Annotated in this window: 15 protein-coding genes; 7 read left to right on the forward strand and 8 right to left on the reverse strand. The window is 67.8% G+C overall.

From position 1 onward, the window contains the following. The first annotated feature begins 189 nt into the window (after positions 1-189). The 4 genes from BHE97_RS04335 (at position 190) to BHE97_RS04350 (ending at position 5,185) form a co-directional block, all read left to right on the forward strand. On the forward strand, positions 190-1,563 hold the full coding sequence (locus BHE97_RS04335) for an NAD(P)/FAD-dependent oxidoreductase (RefSeq protein ID WP_087622804.1): 1,374 nt from the start codon (positions 190-192) through the stop codon (positions 1,561-1,563). Then, positions 1,560-2,822 (forward strand): FAD-dependent oxidoreductase, encoded by a 1,263-nt coding sequence (locus BHE97_RS04340; protein WP_087622805.1) that lies wholly within the window; start codon positions 1,560-1,562, stop codon positions 2,820-2,822. Before BHE97_RS04335 ends, BHE97_RS04340 begins: the two co-directional genes overlap by 4 nt. Then, positions 2,819-4,306: an amino acid permease gene (locus tag BHE97_RS04345; RefSeq protein WP_087622806.1), complete on the forward strand. Its 1,488-nt coding sequence runs from the start codon at positions 2,819-2,821 to the stop codon at positions 4,304-4,306. The genes BHE97_RS04340 and BHE97_RS04345 overlap by 4 nt, the downstream gene beginning before the upstream one ends. A gap of 99 nt (positions 4,307-4,405) precedes the next feature. Beyond that, positions 4,406-5,185 carry a DeoR/GlpR family DNA-binding transcription regulator gene (locus BHE97_RS04350; RefSeq protein ID WP_087622807.1) on the forward strand — a complete coding sequence of 260 codons (780 nt, stop codon included), beginning with the start codon at positions 4,406-4,408 and terminating at the stop codon, positions 5,183-5,185. A gap of 12 nt (positions 5,186-5,197) precedes the next feature. Here the strand turns inward: BHE97_RS04350 and BHE97_RS04355 are convergent, their stop codons facing one another. The 7 genes from BHE97_RS04355 to BHE97_RS04385 are packed head-to-tail and all read right to left on the reverse strand — an operon-like array spanning position 5,198 to position 11,912. After that, positions 5,198-6,016, reverse strand: coding sequence for a GntR family transcriptional regulator (locus tag BHE97_RS04355; RefSeq protein ID WP_087622808.1), 819 nt, complete (start codon positions 6,014-6,016; stop codon positions 5,198-5,200). After that, entirely contained in the window at positions 6,006-6,977 is a 972-nt protein-coding gene (locus tag BHE97_RS04360; protein WP_087622809.1) for a hypothetical protein, read from the reverse strand. Before BHE97_RS04360 ends, BHE97_RS04355 begins: the two co-directional genes overlap by 11 nt. Beyond that, positions 6,977-8,143, reverse strand: a complete 1,167-nt coding sequence (locus tag BHE97_RS04365) for an amidohydrolase/deacetylase family metallohydrolase (RefSeq protein WP_087622810.1) — start codon at positions 8,141-8,143, stop codon at positions 6,977-6,979. The genes BHE97_RS04360 and BHE97_RS04365 overlap by 1 nt, the downstream gene beginning before the upstream one ends. Positions 8,144-8,155: 12 nt before the next feature. Then, on the reverse strand, positions 8,156-9,193 hold the full coding sequence (locus BHE97_RS04370; RefSeq protein WP_087622811.1) for an ABC transporter ATP-binding protein: 1,038 nt from the start codon (positions 9,191-9,193) through the stop codon (positions 8,156-8,158). Between the two features lie 15 nt (positions 9,194-9,208). Beyond that, positions 9,209-10,000, reverse strand: a complete 792-nt coding sequence (locus tag BHE97_RS04375; RefSeq protein WP_087622812.1) for an ABC transporter permease — start codon at positions 9,998-10,000, stop codon at positions 9,209-9,211. Next, the gene (locus BHE97_RS04380; RefSeq protein ID WP_170931253.1) at positions 9,997-10,869 is read right to left on the reverse strand and encodes an ABC transporter permease; all 873 of its coding nucleotides are present in this window, start codon (positions 10,867-10,869) and stop codon (positions 9,997-9,999) included. Before BHE97_RS04380 ends, BHE97_RS04375 begins: the two co-directional genes overlap by 4 nt. Next, on the reverse strand, positions 10,866-11,912 hold the full coding sequence (locus BHE97_RS04385) for an extracellular solute-binding protein (protein WP_087622814.1): 1,047 nt from the start codon (positions 11,910-11,912) through the stop codon (positions 10,866-10,868). The genes BHE97_RS04380 and BHE97_RS04385 overlap by 4 nt, the downstream gene beginning before the upstream one ends. Positions 11,913-12,168: 256 nt before the next feature. Here BHE97_RS04385 and BHE97_RS04390 point away from each other — a divergent pair, with 256 nt between their 5' ends. From BHE97_RS04390 to BHE97_RS04400, 3 genes are all read left to right on the forward strand, one after another. Beyond that, positions 12,169-12,864, forward strand: a complete 696-nt coding sequence (locus BHE97_RS04390; protein ID WP_087622815.1) for a response regulator transcription factor — start codon at positions 12,169-12,171, stop codon at positions 12,862-12,864. Then, a complete protein-coding gene (locus BHE97_RS04395; RefSeq protein WP_236757515.1) occupies positions 12,861-14,345 on the forward strand; it encodes a HAMP domain-containing sensor histidine kinase in 1,485 nt (494 codons plus the stop codon). Before BHE97_RS04390 ends, BHE97_RS04395 begins: the two co-directional genes overlap by 4 nt. Positions 14,346-14,417: 72 nt before the next feature. Continuing rightward, a complete protein-coding gene (locus tag BHE97_RS04400) occupies positions 14,418-15,947 on the forward strand; it encodes a trypsin-like peptidase domain-containing protein (RefSeq protein ID WP_087622816.1) in 1,530 nt (509 codons plus the stop codon). Between the two features lie 80 nt (positions 15,948-16,027). On the opposite strand, the gene BHE97_RS04405 is transcribed toward BHE97_RS04400, so the two are convergent. Then, entirely contained in the window at positions 16,028-17,110 is a 1,083-nt protein-coding gene (locus BHE97_RS04405; protein WP_087622817.1) for an NADH:flavin oxidoreductase/NADH oxidase, read from the reverse strand. Positions 17,111-18,517 lie beyond the last annotated feature (1,407 nt).

Below are 18,517 nucleotides of genomic sequence, written 5' to 3' on the forward strand. Positions count from 1 at the left end.
GACCTCACGGGAAAGGACGTCTCGTGAGCGAGCGCAGCGAGCGAACCATGGGGCTCACCTCATGCCGCCATCAGCCTATGGTGCTTCTTCTTCAGGCGGTGGCGGCATGAGCGAGCGCAGCGAGCGAACCATGGGGCTCACCTCATGCCGCCATCAGCCTATGGTGCTTCTTCTTCAGGCGGTGGCGGCATGAGTGGGTATGACGTCACCATCGTCGGCGCCGGCGTCGTCGGCACGGCTATCGCCCGCGCGCTGAGCCGTTATGAGCTGGACATCGCGATCGTCGACGCGGCCCACGATGTCGGCGAGGGCACGAGCAAGGCGAACACCGCCATCCTGCACACCGGCTTCGATGCCAAGCCCGGGACCCTCGAGTCCCGGCTGGTCAGCCGCGGCTATGCGCTGCTGGGTGACTACGCCGAGCGGACGGGCATTCCGATGGAACGCACCGGTGCCCTCCTCGTCGCCTGGACCGACGAGGAGCTCGAGAATCTGCCCGCGCTGCGCGAGAAGGCGGAGCAGAACGGCTACGACGCCTGCGAGATCATCGACGCCACCGCCGTCTACGCGGCCCTGCCGCATCTGGGTCCCGGTGCCCTCGGTGGCCTGACGGTGCCGGGTGAGACGATCATCTGCCCCTGGACACCGTCGATCGCCTACGCCACCGAGGCCGTCGACAACGGGGCCGCGCTGCTGCTCGGACGCGAGGTCACCGGCGTCACCGTCGGTGACGAGTCCACGGTCGTGCACACCAGCCGCGGTGACGTCACGACCCGCTGGCTCATCAACGCCGCGGGGCTCGGCGCAGATGTGCTCGATCGTGCCCTCGGCTTCGACCGCTTCACCGTCACGCCGCGACGCGGCGAACTGCTCGTCTTCGACAAGCTCGCCCGACCGCTGGTCGACAAGATCGTCCTGCCCGTCCCGAGCAAGCTCGGCAAGGGCGTGCTGGTGAGTCCCACTGTGTACGGCAATGTCATGCTCGGCCCCACTGCCGAGGATCTGCACGACAAGACGGCCACCGGCACCTCCGAGAACGGCTTCGCCTTCCTGCACGAGAAGGGCGAGCGGCTCATGCCGGCACTCTTCGAGGAGGAGGTCACGACCGCCTACGCCGGTCTACGGGCCGCGATCGATCACGGTGACTATCTGATCGAGCCCGATCCCTCGCAGCGCTATCTGCTGGTCGGTGGTATCCGGTCGACCGGCCTCACAGCCTCGATGGCCATCGCCGAGCACATCGAGGGCCTGCTCACCGACGCCGGTGTCGAGCTGCATCAGCGCGCCTCCCTCGCTGAGCCCCCGCGGATGCCGAATATCGGCGAGGCACGGCCCCGGCCCTACGAGCGAGACGAGGTCATCCGCCGCGATCCGGCCTATGGCGAGCTGGTGTGCTTCTGCGAGCGGGTGAGCTTCGGGGAGATCCGCGACGCGCTCTGCGCGACGGTGCCGGCGGTGGACCGTTCCGGCGTCAGCCGCCGCACGCGGGCCACGAACGGGCGCTGCCAGGGCTTCTACTGCGGCGCGGCCGTGGACGCCACGATCGAGGAGATGGTCCGATGAGCGGCGAATACCGTGCCGATGTCGTGGTCATCGGCGGTGGTCCCTCTGGGCTGAGCGCCGCCACAGCGCTGCGCCGTCAGGGTGTCGGTCGCGTCCTCGTGCTGGAGCGAGAGCGCGAGGCCGGAGGCATCCCCCGGCATTCTGACCATTTGGGCTACGGCATCCGCGACCGTCGCCGGTTCATCAGCGGTCCCACATACGCGCGCCGGCTGGTGTCCGAGGCGACCGAGACCGGTGCGGAGATCCTCACCGGCACGATGGCTACCTCCTGGCGTGATGAGCGATCGCTCTATCTGACGAGCCCTCGGGGCCGTGAGATCGTGTCCGCCGACGCCATCATCGTCGCGACCGGTGCGCGCGAGCGCCCACGACCCGCGCGGATGATCCCCGGGTCGCGTCCGGCGGGCGTCTACACCACCGGTGAGCTGCAGAACCGCGTCCATCTGCATCACGGCAGCGTCGGCAAGCAAGCCGTCATCGTCGGAGGCGAGCTCGTCTCGTGGTCGGCCGCGATGACCCTCAAGGAGGCCGGGTGCACGCCCGCAGCGATGGTCACGCGCTACGACCGTCCCGAGTCCTACGGCGTGTTCAACCTGGGTGGGCGGCTCCTGTTCCGACCCGCTCTGGTGACGGGACACCGCGTCACGCGTGTCCTGGGCCGGCGACGCGTCGAGGGGGTCGAGGTCGAGGACCTGGCGACCGGCGACCGGCGCGTGCTCGACTGCGACACGGTGGTCTTCACCGGGGACTGGATCCCCGACCACGAGCTCGTGCGCTCGGCGGGCATCGAGCTGGCACCCGATACCAAGGGGCCGCTGGTCGATGCGGCCGGCCGTACCCGCCGTGAGGGCGTCTTCGCCGCGGGCAATGTCGTGCATCCGGTCGACACGGCGGACATCGCGGCCCTCGGCGGCACGCACGTCGCGGATGCCGTGCTGCGCTATCTCGGTGGGACGACAGCCGCCGCGGGTGGCCTGCGGCTGCTCGGCGACGCGTCCTTCCGCTGGGTATCCCCGGGCTTGATCGACCTATCCGCGGGCGTCCCCGCCCGCGGACGCATCGAGACCTGGGTCGACGATCTCGTGCGCTTCCCGCACGTGACGGTCACACAGGGTGACAGCGTCGTCACCCGCCGCCGTCTTCCCTGGCCGGCATCCCCGGGCCGGGTCTTCAGGATCCCCTGGGACGTCCTGAACGGCATCGCCCCGACCGGCGGCGACGTCCGCCTCCACCTCTCGCAAGACAAGGAACACCGATGAGCAATGACCACCTCGGGACGGATGCGCCCGCCGGACACTATGAGCAGACGCTCGCCAAGGATCTGAGTCCCTTCACACTGTTCGCCGTGGCCTTCGGCTTCGTGTCGATCGCGACGGGCATCTTCACGGCCTACGGATCGGTCCTCGCGACCTCCGGGCCGATGGGCATCTGGACGTGGCCGATCGTGGTCATCGGCCAGCTCGCCGTGGCGCTGATCTTCGGCGCGCTGGCCGCACGGGTCCCGGTCACCGGCTACGCCTATCAATGGGTCTCGCGCCTGGCCAATCCTGTGCTGGGCTGGATCATGGGGTGGATCTCGTTCACCTTCCTCGGCGTGGTCGTGGTGGCCGTGGACTACACGATCGCCTCGACGATCCTGCCGGTGCTGTTCGGCTATGTGGGCACGCAGGCCAATGCCTGGATCATCACCGCCGTCGTCATCACCCTGCAGGCCGCCCTCGTCTCGATGTCCACGCGGGCGACGCAGCGGGTCAACAATGGTGCGGTCACCATCCAGCTGATCGGCATGATCGGCCTGGTCGTCCTGCTCTTCGCCGTGGGCTTCACCACCGGCCAGTTCGAGTGGAGCACCCTGTTCAGCCGCGGCGATGTGCCCGCCGAGGGCTACTTCTCGCTCGGCGGGCTCACCGAGGCCGGACCGTGGGCGATGGGCTTCCTCCTCGGGGCTTTCACGATCGTCGGCTTCGAATCGGCCGCGAATCTGGCCGAGGAGACCCGCGATCCCGCGAATGTCGTCCCGAGGGCGATGTACCGGGCGGTCCTGACCCTCGGCATCATCGGCTTCCTCTTCCTCATCGCGGTGACCGGCCTGGCGGGAGACCCCGTCGCGCTCGCCGGATCCGCGACGCCGATCGCCGATATCATCCAGGGCGTGCTGGGCTCGTTCCTCGGCAAGGCGCTGCTGGTACTGGTGGTCATCTCGATCTTCTCCTGCGGCCTGGTCATCACGCTGAGCGGCTCGCGGCTCATCTGGGCGATGTCGCGGGACGAACGGTTCCCAGGCTGGCAGGCATTCCACCGCATCTCGCGCTCGCGCGGCACCCCCATGAACGCGACCTTCATGATGTTCGCGGTCGGGCAGACCGTGCTCGCGGTGTTCGCCTTCTCCACCGACGCCCTGTTCGCGCTCTTCTCCGCGGCCACGCTGCTGCCGGCGATCATCTACGCGTCGACCGTGGCGCTGTACATCGTCAAGCGCAAGGAGCTGCCGCCGACCCGTGGGTTCAGCCTCGGGCGTTGGGAGGTCCCGGTGCTGGTGGTCGCGGTCGTCTGGCTGGTGTGGGAGCTGCTGATCTTCCGCGATGCATCCTTCGCCAAGTCCTGGGCATATGTCGGTGTGATGGTGCTGATCGGCGCCGTCTACTTCGCGGTTCTGCTCGCCCGCAAGGGCGTCTCCGGGCTCACGATGCCCGACATGGAGTCGATCGATGCCGTGCTCGATGCCGAGCCCAAGGAGCACTAGGGTTCTGGACAGGTTCCGCGGACGGTCGAGTCGAGCCATCCTCGTTACGCTCGTCCGCTAGCGGAGCCTCATCGACCGGACGATTCGAGGAGGTCCACGGTGACGCAACTGGCCATCCCCGCCGAGCGGTGGGGCATCATCGAGCAGCAGCTCGCGGCCCGGGAGTTCGTGCGCACCGTGGACCTCGTCGACGTCCTGGGGGTCTCCATCGAGACCGTGCGGCGCGACCTCGCCGCGCTCGAGTCGCGGGGCACGCTGGTCCGGGTGCGCGGTGGCGCGGTCGCGGCCGGTCACCATCCCCGGGCAGAGGGCAGCTATGGCGAGCGCAGTGCCAGCGGCCGCGATGAGAAGGCCCGGATCGGCCGGGCCGCCGCCGAGCTGATCGCCGACGACGCCACCATCATCATCGATGTCGGCACGACGGCGCTCCAGGTCGTCGCCGCCATGGCTCCCTCCTTCCAGGGTCTGCTGTTGACCGGCTCGCTGCCCGCCGCCACCCTCGCCTGCGAGCGCCTCTCCTGCGAGGTCGTCGTCCTCGGCGGGCGGGTGCGGCCGGGCGATCTGGCGGTCTCCGGAGGCCGGGCCGACCAGTTCCTCGGCGACTTCCGGCCTGATATCGCCTTCCTCGGATCCGGCGGCGTCGACGCCGTGGACGGCCTGACCGACTTCCACTACGAGGAGGCCCGGCTCCGCCAGCGGATGCTGGCGCTCTCCGCGCGCTCATGGGTGCTGGCCGATGGATCGAAGCACCGAGTGGTGGCCCCCGTGCATGTCGCGAACCTCGATCAGCTCGCCGGGCTCGTCACCGATGTCGAGCCCGGCGGCGATCTGGGAGCCGCGCTCGATGCCGCGGGTGTCGAGGTCCGCGTCGCCCGCTGAGCGCCCCGGACCCTATAAGGCCGTGACCTCGATGAGGAAGCTGTTACGGTCAGCCCGGTGGTACTCCAGGGTGTACTCCACCACCCGGTCCTCATGATCCCAGCTACGCCGCGTCACCAGCATCAGCGGAGTGCCAGGCGGGACGTCAAGCAGGTCGGACTCCCACGGTGCGGACAACACCGGGTCGTAGCGCTGACGGGCTCGCGCTACCTCGACTCCTGCCGCGGCGAGCGCAACACCCAGCGGACCCGTGGCCAGCAGCTCGTCGTCCACGGCGCCACCGACGGCTGTCGGCAGATGCACCACCTCGACCGACACCGAACGCCCGCCGACGAACCGGACGCGTGCGGTCCGGGAGACCTCTTCGTCCTCGTCCACCGTCATCAGCTCACGCATCCGGTCGTTCGGGACGTGCATGTCACGGTAGACCTCCCGATACGTCGACGCCTCTTCCGCCGATGTCACCATGCTCTCGGGCATCGACATGGTGTGGACCGTCTTCGGCTCGGCCACGAAGGTGCCGCGGCCGACGTGCCTCGTGATCAGATTCTGTCGCTCGAGCCGGTCGAGCACATGCCGGACCGTGGTCCGGCTGACACCGAACTGCTTGCACATGTCGCGCTCCGCCGGGAGTCGGACCCCCGGGGCCAGCTCGCCGGAGTTGATGAGTGCCGCCAGTAGCCCGGTGAGCTCCATGTGAGCCGCCTGGGTCGCTGAGCCGGCACCCCGCCCGGGGCGTGGGGACGCGGCGATGTGAGACAGGTCCGCCGTGCTCGGCGTCGAGATCTGGGGAGTCTGCTCGCGGGAGGACGAAGCGTCATCATCGGCCATGATCACGCTCCTGTCGCCGCCATGCTGCCGCGGCCAACGCGACGTCGAACATTCCCAGCCCCCACAAGTCGAAGACGATCCGTTCTCGCTCCGGCCGGTGGCCAGGAGGAGAATCGGGGATCAGATCCTCGAGAAGCTCGATCCGATCCGCCGACACCGCTCCCGCCCTGACGGCGCGTGCTGTCGAAGACAGATCATAGGACAGAAGCTGTCGATCCGTGGTCACCCAGCGTTCGCTCGTTCGAACCGCGGCCTCCGTCAGATCATTGAGCGATATCCCGATCACGAGGCGGACCCCCACCACCATCTCCGGTGTGACGTAGGGGGTCACCGCATCGCTCGTCGCCAGCACCACGATCTCGTGGGAGACGACCGCCCGCTCGACCGACGCGGCGACGTTCGCGCCCACGCCGTGACCGCGAAGCGTCTGGACCAGACGGTCGGCAGCCTTCTCATCCACGTCGAAGACCGCCACGGTCTCGACCAGGGTGGGGTGCAGGGCGATCACGGTCTCCACGAGCGCCTGTGCCGATACACCCGCCCCCACCACCCCGAGGGAGACCGGAGCGGACGTCGGCACCAGCGACTCGATCGCCAGAGCGCCGACCGCCGCGGTGCGGACTGTACTGATGGAGGTCGCCTCGACGACCGCGCGCGAGCGACCGTCCTGGCGGTCGCTCAGCAGAACCGAGGCCGATGCCCGCGGCCGACCATGGCGGAGATTCTCCGGGTTGGCGCCGATCCACTTGACCCCGACGATGTCCTCAAGGGATGCCGGGTGAGCGACGAATCGATGCCCCGGTTCACCCACGGCCAAGGTCGACAACGGGCTGTCGAAAGCACTGCCTGCCCGTTTCGCGGCCAAGGTCCGACGCATCAGGTCGACGGCGACGGCCGGCCCGAGCACTCCCGATTCCCGGACGTCATCGGCGCTCAGCACCGTGAGCGGGGAGACGGACATCAGACCTCCTGCGCTGAAAGCCGCGCGTCGCCGACGACCACGCGACCTTCGAGGACCGTGGCGAGGGCGCGGACCGACTGATCGTGGGTCACGGTCTCGACGACCTGTTCGAGGAACTGCAGCTGTTCGAACTCGTAGGAGCCTCGCTCCACCGCCAGGACCGCTAGATTGGCCACAGCGCCCTCGCGCAGCTCGGCGAGCTCCGGCCGTCGAAGGACCGCAGCCGGGTTGGCGGTCACCGCGCGCAGGACCTCCTCGAAGGGCATGCCGATCGCCAGCATCTTCGACATCGTCGCGGTGAGCCCGAACACGGGTCCGTCGGCCGTGACCTCGGTGAGATCGCTGGAGATCGTATCGGGGTACAGGCCACGAGCGATGGCCTCGCGACCGACGCTGAAGTCGAGCCCCCCACGCCCGCAGCCCACGTCGAGCACCACCCCGCGGGCTCGGGCGCGGAGCAGCGCGTCCCAGTTCTCCTGGCTCGCCACCACGGACTCGCGCGACCGGGAGAACACGTGTGTGACGATGTCGCCCGGCCGCAGGGCATCGAGGATCTCGATGAGCGCGAGGCTCGGATCGAAGACGTGCACCATGAGCGGGACGCCGGTCCGGTCACCGGCCGCGAGAGCGCGCTGCAGCGCCTCGCGTGCGTTGTCCGGGTCCTCGCCGTTGACCCACCGGGAGAGGCGCAGCTTGATGCCGACGACGAAGTCACGGTGCTTCTCGACGGCCTCCGCGAGCAGGTCGACATCGGCGGTCCGCAGATCGTGAAGCTCACCCACCTCGTTGTGGATGATCCCGATCGTGGAGAGGTTGACGAAGGCGAAGAGATTTCCCCGGCCGATGCCTCGCGCGGTCTGCACGAGCCCGGGCAAGGTCAATGCGCCCGCGCTCCCGGCGTCCACGATGGTCGTCACACCGTCCCGGAAGCTGTAACGCCGCGGATCGTATCCCAGCGGCGTGGACCATCGGTAATAGTGCGTGTGCAGGTCGATGAGGCCGGGGAGGACGTGCGCTCCCTCGACGTCCAGTACGTGGCGGGCGGGGGTCGTATCGGAGGCATCGAGGCTGACGATCATGCCGGCGTCGATCACGACATGGGTCTCGCGCGACGTGGACGTGAACGGGTCGTGGACGAGGGCGTTGCGCAGGAGGAGGTCGTTCATGGGTCTCTTCTTTCAGCTGGCGAGGGGAACGGCGCGTTCGAGATCGGCGACGACGTGGATCGGCTGGCCGGAGTACAGCTCGCGTGACAACGGTTGCGCGCTCTTGACGAGGATGCCGCTGCCGCTCAGTTGGACCGATACCGTGAGGCTCGACTGTTCGTAGTCGAGGTCTACGACGGTGCCCGGGATGCCAGGCCCGTCGACCTCGAGGGCGATCGCATCGGCCGGAATGCAGATCGCTGCTATCTCGCCCGCCGACGCGAGCGGCGCGATGCTGCCCAGCGGGGTGTGCAATGCTCCGCCCGGCTCGCTTCCGTCGACATCCACGATGGTGCCGGCATCGAGGAAGTGCGCCGTGAATCGGTGCCGGGGACGGACGAACAGCTCACGAGGCGCGGCGATCTCCACGATGCGTCCCTCGTTCATCACGGCGACCCGGTCGCCGAGCGCTAACGCCTCGCCGTGATCGTGGGTGACGTAAACGCCCGTGACACCGAGCTCCTGTTGTAGTCGGCGCAGATCCGACCGCAGCTCCATGCGGATGCGCCGATCGAGCGCCGACAACGGCTCGTCGAGGAGCAGCACGCGCGGATTGATCACGATCGCGCGAGCGAGTGCCACGCGCTGCTGCTGGCCGCCGCTGAGCTGGCCGGGCTTGCGGTCGGCGAGATGCGCCAGCTGGACCAGCTCGAGCGCCTCGCCGATCGCTTTGGTGATCTCGCTCTTGGCCTGGCGGCGGGTCTTCAGGCCGTAGGCGACGTTCTGCGCGACGGTGAGGTGCGGGAAGAGCGCCCAGGTCTGGAAGACCATGCCCATGTCCCGCTGAGCCGCCTTAAGCGACGTGATGTCGTCACCGTCGACCATGACGGTGCCGGAGTCGGGCGCGGCGAGGCCCGCGATGGTCCGCAGCAGCGTGGTCTTGCCGCAGCCGCTGGGGCCGAGGAGGACCAGCATCTCTCCGCGGCGGATCTCGAGGTCGATGTCCCGAATGCCCGCCCCGTTGCCGTACTCGGTGGTCAGTCCACGCAGGTGGACGAATGAAGTGCTCATAGGTGTCTCCAGAGGTCAGCGCAGGCCGCTGCCGGTCAGGTGTTTCAGCGCACCGATGCGGTGCAGGACGAAGAAGACGATCAGACCGAGGGCGACCAGCAGCGTCGACATCGCGGCGATCGAGGGATCGGGCCTGAAGTCCAGGTACTGGTACATCACGACGGGAAGGGTCGACTCGCCCGGCGGCATGAGGAACAGCGAGATGCTGATGTTGTCGAACGAGAAGATGAAGACCAGCAGCGATGCCCCGATGAGGCCCGGTGTCGCCAAGGGCAAGGTGATGGTGCGGAAGACCCGCCAACTCGATGCGCCCAAGGTCTCGGCCGCCTGCTCGAGGGCGACATCCTGTGACGCCATCGTGGCCACGATGACCTGCAGGCCGATGGGGATGCCGACGACACAGTGGCCCAGGACGAGGGCGGGAATACTCGGCGCCTGCTGCAACCGCAACGCGACGAAGACGAACACGCTGAGGCCGACGACGATCTCGGGCACGGTCAGCGGACCGAGGGCAGTGATCTGAGAGAGCCGTTGTCCGCGGTACTCGTAGCGCGTCATCGCATACGCGGCGAGGAAGCCGACGACGATCGAGATCACCGTGCTGGCCACCGCGACGACGAAGCTCAGACGAAGCGCATCGAGGAACCTGGTGTTGCCCAGGGCTTCGGAGAACCAATCGAGCGAGAACCCCTTGGGCGGGAACACCGCATAGTTGCCGGCATTGAGCGAGGTCGCGATGACCGCCGCGAGCGGAGCCAGCAGCACGATCGCGATGAGCAGGTTGGCATAGGGCACGCGACGACTCATGGGACAGACCTCCGGGTCGATTGCGCGAGCGACAAGATCATCAGCGGAAGGATGATGGCCATCAGCACCACCGCCACAGCGGCACCGAAGTTCCAACTCCCGGCCCCGCTCACCGACCCGTAGATCAGCGTCGGCATGGCGGGGACGCGGCCGCCGCCGACCATCGCCGGCGCCAGGTAGGAGCCGGCCGACGCGCCGAAGGTGATGATCGACCCGGCCACGATCCCCGGACGTGCCGCCGGTAGGACCACGGTCCGGAAGACCTGCCAGTTGCCGGCACCAAGGGTCTGCGCCGCGTCGACCAGTCGACGGTCCATGCGATCCAGGCTCGCGAAGACGGCGACCGTCATCTGAGGGAACATGAAGACCACCAGTGAGATCACGACGCCCGTCAGCGAGTACAGCAACGGCAGGTCTCCCCACGGCCAGACTCGATCCACGAATCGCGCCAGCAGCTGGTAGCCGAAGACGCGGACCACGCCGTTGATGAGCAGCGGCGCGAAGAGCACCGCGATGAAGAGTGCCCGCCACCGCGGATGACGGACCATCCCATACGCATAGGGGACAGCGACGGCAGCCGCGACGACCGTGGTGCCGACACCGATGATCAGGGTGTTGCGGAGTGCGGTCCAGCCGACGGAGCGGCTGAAGAACTCCTGGAAGTTCGTGAGCGACCAGCTGTCGGTCGCGGCATCGGTGAACGCCGTCGTGACCACCATGACGAACGGCAGGACGAACAAGCCGAGGACGAAGAGGGCCATCGGCGCCAAGAGTGCCGCTGGCAGAGCCCAGCTGACGGAGGTGGTGCTCCCGACGCGGGTCGGGCCCCGACGGACCCGGCCCGCGACGCGTGGGGTGGCAGATGTCACGAGAAGAGCTCCTGCCAGCGGACTGTCCAGTCCTGGATCTCGGTGCCGATCTGAAGCCAGTCGATGGGCCACAGCCGCGCGGCGACGTCGTCGGTCTCGAGCAACTGGTCGCTGATCTCCGTAGGCAGCTCGGCGACCTGGCTGGCCGGAGCGACGTGGGTCGCCTCCACCCATGCCGACTGCGCCTCGTCACTCAGCATGTAATTGATGAAGTCGTAGGCCGCATCGACATTCTCGGCCTCGGCAGGGATCCCCACCGGCTGGACGCTCCAATTCGTGCCCTCCTCGGGGATCAGCGTGGTGACACCCGAGTCGGCGAGATCGACGCCGAGGTCGGCGAACGTGACGGTGGCCAGCAGGCTCCCATCGGCCAGCTTGCTCAGCGGATCCGATGACAGCGTGTACTGATACTGGATATTGGGCCTGAGTCGCTCCATCGCCTCCCAGCCAGCCTCCAGATCCTCGGGGCCCTCGCCGAATGCCTCGCCACCGGCCTGGAGGACGAAGACGCCCGCCACGCTGGGCAGAGCGCCGATCGCGAGATTGTTCTCCAGATCCGGGTCCCACAGATCGGCCCACGATGTGAGCTTCTTACCTAGGAGATCCTCGCGGTAGAGGATGCCCTGTGCGCCGTAGCTGATCGGCACCGCCGCAAGCTCACCGTCGACCATGAGGCCGTCGAGCACGGCGTCGGGGATGGCGTCCAGGTTCTCGATGCGGCTGGTGTCGATCGGCTGCAAGGTTCCGTCCTGCAGCCCGACAGCCGCCTTGTCGGCGGTGAGAAGAGCCGCATCGTAGGCGGTCGGCAACTGTTGGATCTTGGTCAAGCCGTTCTGTCCATCGGCCGCACCCCGGATAGTGATGCCCGTGGCCTCGCTGAGGCCGGGTTCGATGGCGGTCACGCCTTCTTCCCAGATACCGCCCCAGTGGGAGAGCGACAGGGTGGTGGTGTCATCGTCGCCGCTGCCCCCACAGGCGGCGAGAACGACTGCAACCGGAGCAGCGGCGATGGTGGCGGTGAGCCTCCGTTGTAGAGATCGCATGACGTTCCTCAGAAATGGTAGGGACCAAATTGGTAGTAACCATAAGGCCTCTCACCCCCGGCTGCGCAAGACCTGCCGCGTAACTTTCTGATGACACGACCCCGGAGACCGGAGCTTTCCCCTCCGCTCCGGGGCCGATACCGGCAAGAAGCGAATCGATGAGGGCGGGAGAGCAACCCCCTCCGGACCTCGGCCACGGCGGCGGCCCACCGTGCTCCTTCAGACGGATCTCAGGCGTTCACGGCACACTGGGAGCATGCGCATCCTGGTGGTGGACGACGATCGCGCCGTCCGTGACTCCCTGCGACGGTCCCTGGAGTTCAACGGCTACACGGTTGATCTCGCCGCCGACGGCGCCGAGGCCCTCGCCCGCGTCCCCCAGGTCCAGCCCGATGCGATCATCATGGACGTGATGATGCCGCGCCTCGACGGCCTGGAGGCGACCCGGGCGCTCCGCTCGGCCGGCAACGACGTGCCGATCCTCGTGCTCACCGCCCGCGACGCCGTCACGGATCGTGTCGACGGTCTCGACGCGGGCGCCGACGACTATCTCACCAAGCCCTTCGCGCTGGAGGAGCTCCTCGCCCGCCTGCGGGCGCTGCTACGGCGGTCCGTCCGCCCCGCCGGCACCCAGGACGAGGACGAGCCGGTCCTGCACTTCGCCGACCTCAGCCTCGACCCCAATACCCGCGAGGTCGTCCGCAGCGGGCGCCACATCTCCCTGACGCGCACCGAGTTCGCCTTGCTCGAACTGTTCATGCAGCGCCCCAAGCGGGTCCTGGAACGCTCGTTCATCCTGGAGGAGGTGTGGGGATTCGACTTCCCCACCAGCGCCAACTCCTTGGAGGTCTACGTCGGCTATGTCCGGCGCAAGCTCGAGGCCGAGGGAGAGGACCGTCTGCTGCACACCGTCCGCGGTGTCGGCTATGTGCTGCGGGAGACGCCACCGTGAGCCACCACCCTCAGGGTGGCGGCTCCGTGAAGGAGGTCGGCGGGGAAACCGACCGGCCGAAGGGGATCGTCGACCGCTTCCTCGACTGGCTGCACGATGCCCTCAGCCCCGTCACCTCGCGTATTTCACTGGCGGCACGCGTCACCATCCTGACGACCGTGGCCGTGGCGCTGGTCCTGTCGGTGGTCAGCGCGGTCTTCTACGTCACCGTGCGCTCGGAGTTCATCGGCTCGGTGGACCAGACCCTCGTCAAGCGGGCCAATGACGCCGTCGACGCCGGGGTCACCGCTTCTTCGCTCAACTCCACCAATGCCGGGTCGGTGCAGCAGATGCTCAATGCGATGGGCATCCGCGTGGTCTTCGTGAACGGCGGGGATCTGCTCACCCAGAAGGTCAGCAGCGTGCCGTATGGCATCCCCGAGCAGGAGGTCGCGCTCGGCACCCGGTCGCAGTCCGCGCGCACCGTGGACGCCGGCGGTGAGCCGTTCCGCATCGTCTCGATCCAGACCCAGCCGGGGCAGGCCTTCGTCCTCGCCCAGTCGATGGAGTCCACGCAGCGCGCCCTCGACCGGCTCGCGGTGGTGCTGGTGCTGGCGAGCGCTGCGGGCGTCGCGATGTCCGCGATGGCCGGCTGGGCGGTCGCGAGCAACGGCCTGCGACCGGTGCGGCGTCTCACCGCCGCCACCGAGCGCATCGCCTCGACCGGCGAGATGGAGCCCATCGACGTGTGGGGCACCCGCAACGACGAGCTCGCTCGGCTGACCCGTTCGTTCAATACGATGCTTCGGGCCCTCGGCGAATCGCAGACCCGAGAACGACAGCTCATCGCCGACGCCGGCCATGAGCTTCGCACCCCGCTCACCAGCCTGCGCACCAATATCGAGCTGCTGCGCCAGGTCACCAGCGACCCTGATCGCCGGCTCGACGCCGAGGCGCAGCGCGAGCTGATGGATGATGTGCGTGCTCAGCTCGACGAGCTCACCTCGCTGATCGGCGATCTCGTGGAGCTCGCCCGCGACGAACCCCTGCACCGCGACCCCGAGCCACTCGCCCTCGACGACATCGTGGAGCAGTCTCTGGCCCGTGTCCGGCTGCGCGCTCCGAGCGTCACCTGGGATGTCGCGCTCGACGGCTCCCAGGTGGTCGGGGAGAGCCAGTCCCTCGAACGCGCCGTCACCAATCTCCTCGACAATGCGGCGAAATGGAGTCCCCGTGACGGCACCATCACGGTCCGCCTGACCGACGGCGTCCTCTCCATCCGCGACGAAGGTCCCGGGATCGCCGAGGAGGATCTGCCGCACGTCTTCCAGCGCTTCTACCGGTCGAAGGCAGCCCGCGCGCTGCCCGGCTCGGGACTCGGGCTGTCGATCGTCCAGCGGGCGGCAGAGCGACACGGCGGGCGCGTCGAAGTGGCCTCGACCCTCGGCGCCGGATCGACCTTCACGCTGCATCTCCCGCTCGCGCCGTCCGGCCGGTCCTGACACAGTGGAGGTCTTCGCCCGCTCACACCGACCTTTCATCACCGTCTCAGCAATGCGAGAGAATGTCTTGACATGACCGATTCGCACGATCCCTTCGCCGAGCGTCCGTACACGCCGCCCGCGCAGCGTCATCCGCATCCGCCGGCCGGCGGGGCCGGTGAGGACCTCACCGAGGAGCGGGGCCCGATCCCGATGGGTCCGGCCTCCGGCTCGCCCACCCCGACTCCCGACGAGACCCGCGAAGCACACGCACCCCACCCGTCGGCACCCGGGCCGGGGGTCCCTCGCCCCGGTTCGGAGCAGACCGCCGCGGGGCCCGCCGATACGGGACCCTCCGGCTCCGATCCGAGCGCCTCACGCGCTGGCGCCACGGGTGCGCCCGGCCCTTCCGCCGCCCCCGGCCACGGGTCCGCCGAGCACACCTCGGTGCTGGCGACGCCTCCTCCGCCCCACGGCCCGACTCCCCCGGACTCCGGTCAGGTCCCGCCCGCGGGACGTCCGCGGCGGGGCCGGCCCATCGCGGCGGCGATCGGCGTCGTCGCACTGGCGCTCATCGCCGGCTTCACCGGCGGGGTCCTCGGCAATCAGGTCTCCGATGGCGGCAGCTCGACCTCGACGAGCACCGGCACCTCGATCGACGCCCCGGCCTCCTCGGACCTGCCGGCAGGCACCGTCGAGCAGGTCGCCCAGAAGATCATGCCGTCCGTCGTGCAGATCAACTTCTCCGGTGGCGGCGAAGGCGGCTCCGGCTCGGGGGTCATCATCAGCTCCGATGGCAAGATCATGACGAACAACCACGTCGTCGAAGCAGCCGCGGACGGGGGCACGCTCACGGTGGGCTTCGATGACGGCACCAATGCGCGCGCGACCATCATCGGCACCGATCCGGCCACCGACATCGCGGTCATTCAGGCCGAGGACGTCTCAGGCCTGGAGGCCGCCCAGTTCGGGAACTCCTCCGAGGTGCGGGTCGGCCAGGAGGTCGTCGCGATCGGCTCGCCCTTCGGCCTCGAGTCCACCGTCACGCAGGGCATCGTCTCCGCGCTGAACCGACCCGTCTCCCCCGGCGACCAGAGCAGCAGCTCGGACACGCTCACGACCTTCCCCGCGATCCAGACCGATGCCGCGATCAACCCGGGCAACTCCGGTGGTCCCCTGGTCGACCTCGAGGGCCGCGTGATCGGCATCAACTCGGCGATCCGTTCCTCCGGCGGCGTGGAAGGCGGCTCGATCGGACTCGGCTTCGCGATCCCGAGTGATCTCGCGCGCAATGTCAGCGCGCAGATCCTCGACGGCAAGACGGTCGAGCACGCTCGGATCGGCATCACGGTGCAGAGCGCGACGGGTGACGACCAGATCACCGGCATCGGCGCGCGTGTGGCCGAGGTGGAGTCCGGTGGCCCCGGTGACGAGGCGGGTCTGCGCGAGGGCGATATCGTCACCGCGGTCAACGGTCATCCGGTCGCGACCAACCAGGCCCTCATCGCCACGGTCCGCAGTTACCAGCCCGGCGACGAGGTCACGCTGACCATCCAGCGCGACGGCGAGCAGGAGGATGTCAAGGTGACGCTGGGCTCCGATGCCGGTGATCTCCAGCGCTGAGACCCCCAACCCGTTGAGTGGGACGTTTGGACGGCGATCCGAGCGAATCAGCCGTCCAAACGTCACACTCAACGGGTTCTTCAGCGCCAGGCGCCGCGCTCGTACTGCGGGGCGTAGGGCGCGTCCTCGCGACTGACGCCGAGCTCGTGCGCCGCGCGCAGCGGCCACGCAGGATCGCGGAGCGCCGCTCGGGCCAGCAGCACGAGATCCGCCTCGCCGCCCTCGATGATCTTCTCGGCCTGCCCCGGTTCGGTGATCAGGCCCACGGCCCCGGTCACGAGCCCCGAGACGCGGCGCACCTCCTGAGCGAGAGGCACCTGATAGCCCGGCCCGACCGGGATGTCCGCCGGGAGCAGCGCTCCGGACGACACGTCGACGATGTCGACGCCCAGCTCGCGCAGTTCGGCCGACAACCGCGCCGTCTCCTCGATCGTCCATCCGCCCTCGAGCCAGTCCGTTCCCGAGAAGCGGATCGCCAACGGCTTGTCCTCCGGCCACACCTCACGCACGGCCGTCACGACCTCCCGCACGAGACGCGTGCGCCCGCCGAAGTCACCGCCGTACTCGTCCTCGCGCTGGTTGGACAGCGGCGACAGGAACTGGTGCAGCAGATAGCCGTGGGCGGCATGGATCTCGATCAGATCGAAACCAGCCGCATCGGCGCGCGTCGCAGCGGCGGCGAACGATGCTGGAAGGGCGGCGACCTCGTCGTGGGTCAGCGCGCGGGGCGCCGCGAGTCCCGGGTAGGCGCTCGCCGAGGGAGCCACCGTCTGCCAGCCGCCGGACTCAGGTGGAACCGTACCGCTCTCGTCGGCGAACGGGGCGTAGGTGGAGGCCTTCCGCCCAGCGTGCGCGAGCTGAATGCCGATCGCTGCTCCCTGCTGGTGAACGAAGTCGACGATCCGGCTCCATGCGGCTGTCTGCTCGCCGTTCCAGAGTCCGGTGTCCTCAGGGCTGATGCGGCCCTCCGGCACCACGGCGGTGGCCTCGCTGATGAGGAGACCGAAACCCCCGATCGCGTGCGAGCCGAGATGGACCAGATGCCAGTCGGTCGGCACGCCGTCGCGCGCGAAGCACGAGTACTGACACATCGGCGCCAGCCAGATGCGATTGCGGGCGGTGACAGATCGGACGGTGATGGGCTCGAACAGGGCAGCGCTCATATCGATGATCAACCCCGGGCACTCGCATCGCATTCCTGCCACCCGCACCCCTCACCCACGGAAAGGAGCGGTGACGTAGCCTCCTCTACCGTTCCCGGCGGTGAGCTGCCGGCCATTCGCGGAAGGCTCAGACGTCAAGCCCGCCGATCGAGGTCTGAGAGGTCGCCGTGTTGGATTTCCCGGTGACACCGGGAGGCGAGTCCGTACGTTCTGCTGGGCGTCGTAGTAGCTGCTGACCTTCACCGCGCAGAAGCGGCTTGCACGATGATATCTCGCTCAGATGAGGGCGCAGCGGGACTAGCCCAACATCAAGCGGGCATCGACGTCCGTATTACCGGATGCGATGATCAACTTTAACCAAGGGGGAATCTTGAAAAACCACTGATTGCCGTCAGCGCCGCGCTGGCTTTACTCCTCACCTCTCAGGGAGTCTCCACCGCCACCTCGAATCCACAACAAACGGAGGTCACGGCTGGCCCCGGCTACGAGAGTATCGAGTTGCCGCACCAGATCAGTTGGGACGACGCCTCGACGCTAAGTTCCGCGGGGACCGTGGTTGGCTTCAGATATGCCGGGCCCGGCGTATACGGCGAGGTCTTCGGCCCCGGGGAGGAAATGAGCCTCGTCAGGGAGTCGGTCTTGGCGGACCACGGCTATCTTCCAGCAATCACGCATGCTCTCGTACGCGATGACGACCGTGTGGCCAAACGAAGCGCTGCGGACCAAGCCGTCGTCAAAAAATCAGCTGACTTCGAGCCGTATGAACCGAAGGCCACTATCTCTCGCGGAGATCTCTGGGAGCGTACACGTGACGTTCTGGCTCGAGAGACGAACGCCAACCCGCCGGCGGGGGAACATCGCCCGGCTTGCGAGTGACCCAGAGGGTTGGGCTCCTCCGAGCTCGGAGGTGGTCGCCAGAAACGGTTTTGTAGATGAGAATGGAGAGCCTGAGACTGCGCACTCAGTAACCATGTGGCTTCAGTGGAATTCGACCGCTGAGAGGCGGCCTGAAGACTTCCCGGACGATTGGGTCTTGGAAGCGGAGCTCAACACTTACTCGAATAACGATCCGGATTTGAACCCTGGTGGCATCTGGCAACGACCACTGTGTTTATATGATTCGAATGAGAACTTTTTCTGGAGCGGATCGAACCCCAATTTCTCGATAGATTTGAACGGGAACTTCCTTGCTTGGTCGATAGCTACGCTAGACCAGACACTGGTGCCCGATGTCTATGGTGCCTACCTGGACCATAATCTGCATTCTGATCCCTGCGATCGCAAATCAACCGGCGTTGGTATCGCCTATCCGCAAGATGCTCCGCTATTGTTGCCGGGACATTCAGAGTCTCGGGGTTTCATTACTACCGTCTACATGCCTCGTGGATTGCAATAGTCAAATAAGGT

The sequence above is a fragment of the Aeromicrobium sp. PE09-221 genome (assembly GCF_002174305.1).
Lineage (GTDB): Bacteria > Actinomycetota > Actinomycetes > Propionibacteriales > Nocardioidaceae > Aeromicrobium.

Bases quoted from the DNA above. Each gene is read 5' to 3' on its own strand.
- BHE97_RS04375 (WP_087622812.1), bottom strand. From the start codon at position 10,000: ATGAGTCGTCGCGTGCCCTATGCCAACCTGCTCATCGCGATCGTGCTG.
- BHE97_RS04340 (WP_087622805.1), top strand. From the start codon at position 1,560: ATGAGCGGCGAATACCGTGCCGATGTCGTGGTCATCGGCGGTGGTCCC.
- BHE97_RS04385 (WP_087622814.1), bottom strand. From the start codon at position 11,912: ATGCGATCTCTACAACGGAGGCTCACCGCCACCATCGCCGCTGCTCCG.
- BHE97_RS04405 (WP_087622817.1), bottom strand. From the start codon at position 17,110: ATGAGCGCTGCCCTGTTCGAGCCCATCACCGTCCGATCTGTCACCGCC.
- BHE97_RS04345 (WP_087622806.1), top strand. From the start codon at position 2,819: ATGAGCAATGACCACCTCGGGACGGATGCGCCCGCCGGACACTATGAG.
- BHE97_RS04365 (WP_087622810.1), bottom strand. From the start codon at position 8,143: ATGAACGACCTCCTCCTGCGCAACGCCCTCGTCCACGACCCGTTCACG.
- BHE97_RS04400 (WP_087622816.1), top strand. From the start codon at position 14,418: ATGACCGATTCGCACGATCCCTTCGCCGAGCGTCCGTACACGCCGCCC.
- BHE97_RS04335 (WP_087622804.1), top strand. From the start codon at position 190: ATGAGTGGGTATGACGTCACCATCGTCGGCGCCGGCGTCGTCGGCACG.
- BHE97_RS04370 (WP_087622811.1), bottom strand. From the start codon at position 9,193: ATGAGCACTTCATTCGTCCACCTGCGTGGACTGACCACCGAGTACGGC.
- BHE97_RS04360 (WP_087622809.1), bottom strand. From the start codon at position 6,977: ATGTCCGTCTCCCCGCTCACGGTGCTGAGCGCCGATGACGTCCGGGAA.
- BHE97_RS04390 (WP_087622815.1), top strand. From the start codon at position 12,169: ATGCGCATCCTGGTGGTGGACGACGATCGCGCCGTCCGTGACTCCCTG.
- BHE97_RS04355 (WP_087622808.1), bottom strand. From the start codon at position 6,016: ATGGCCGATGATGACGCTTCGTCCTCCCGCGAGCAGACTCCCCAGATC.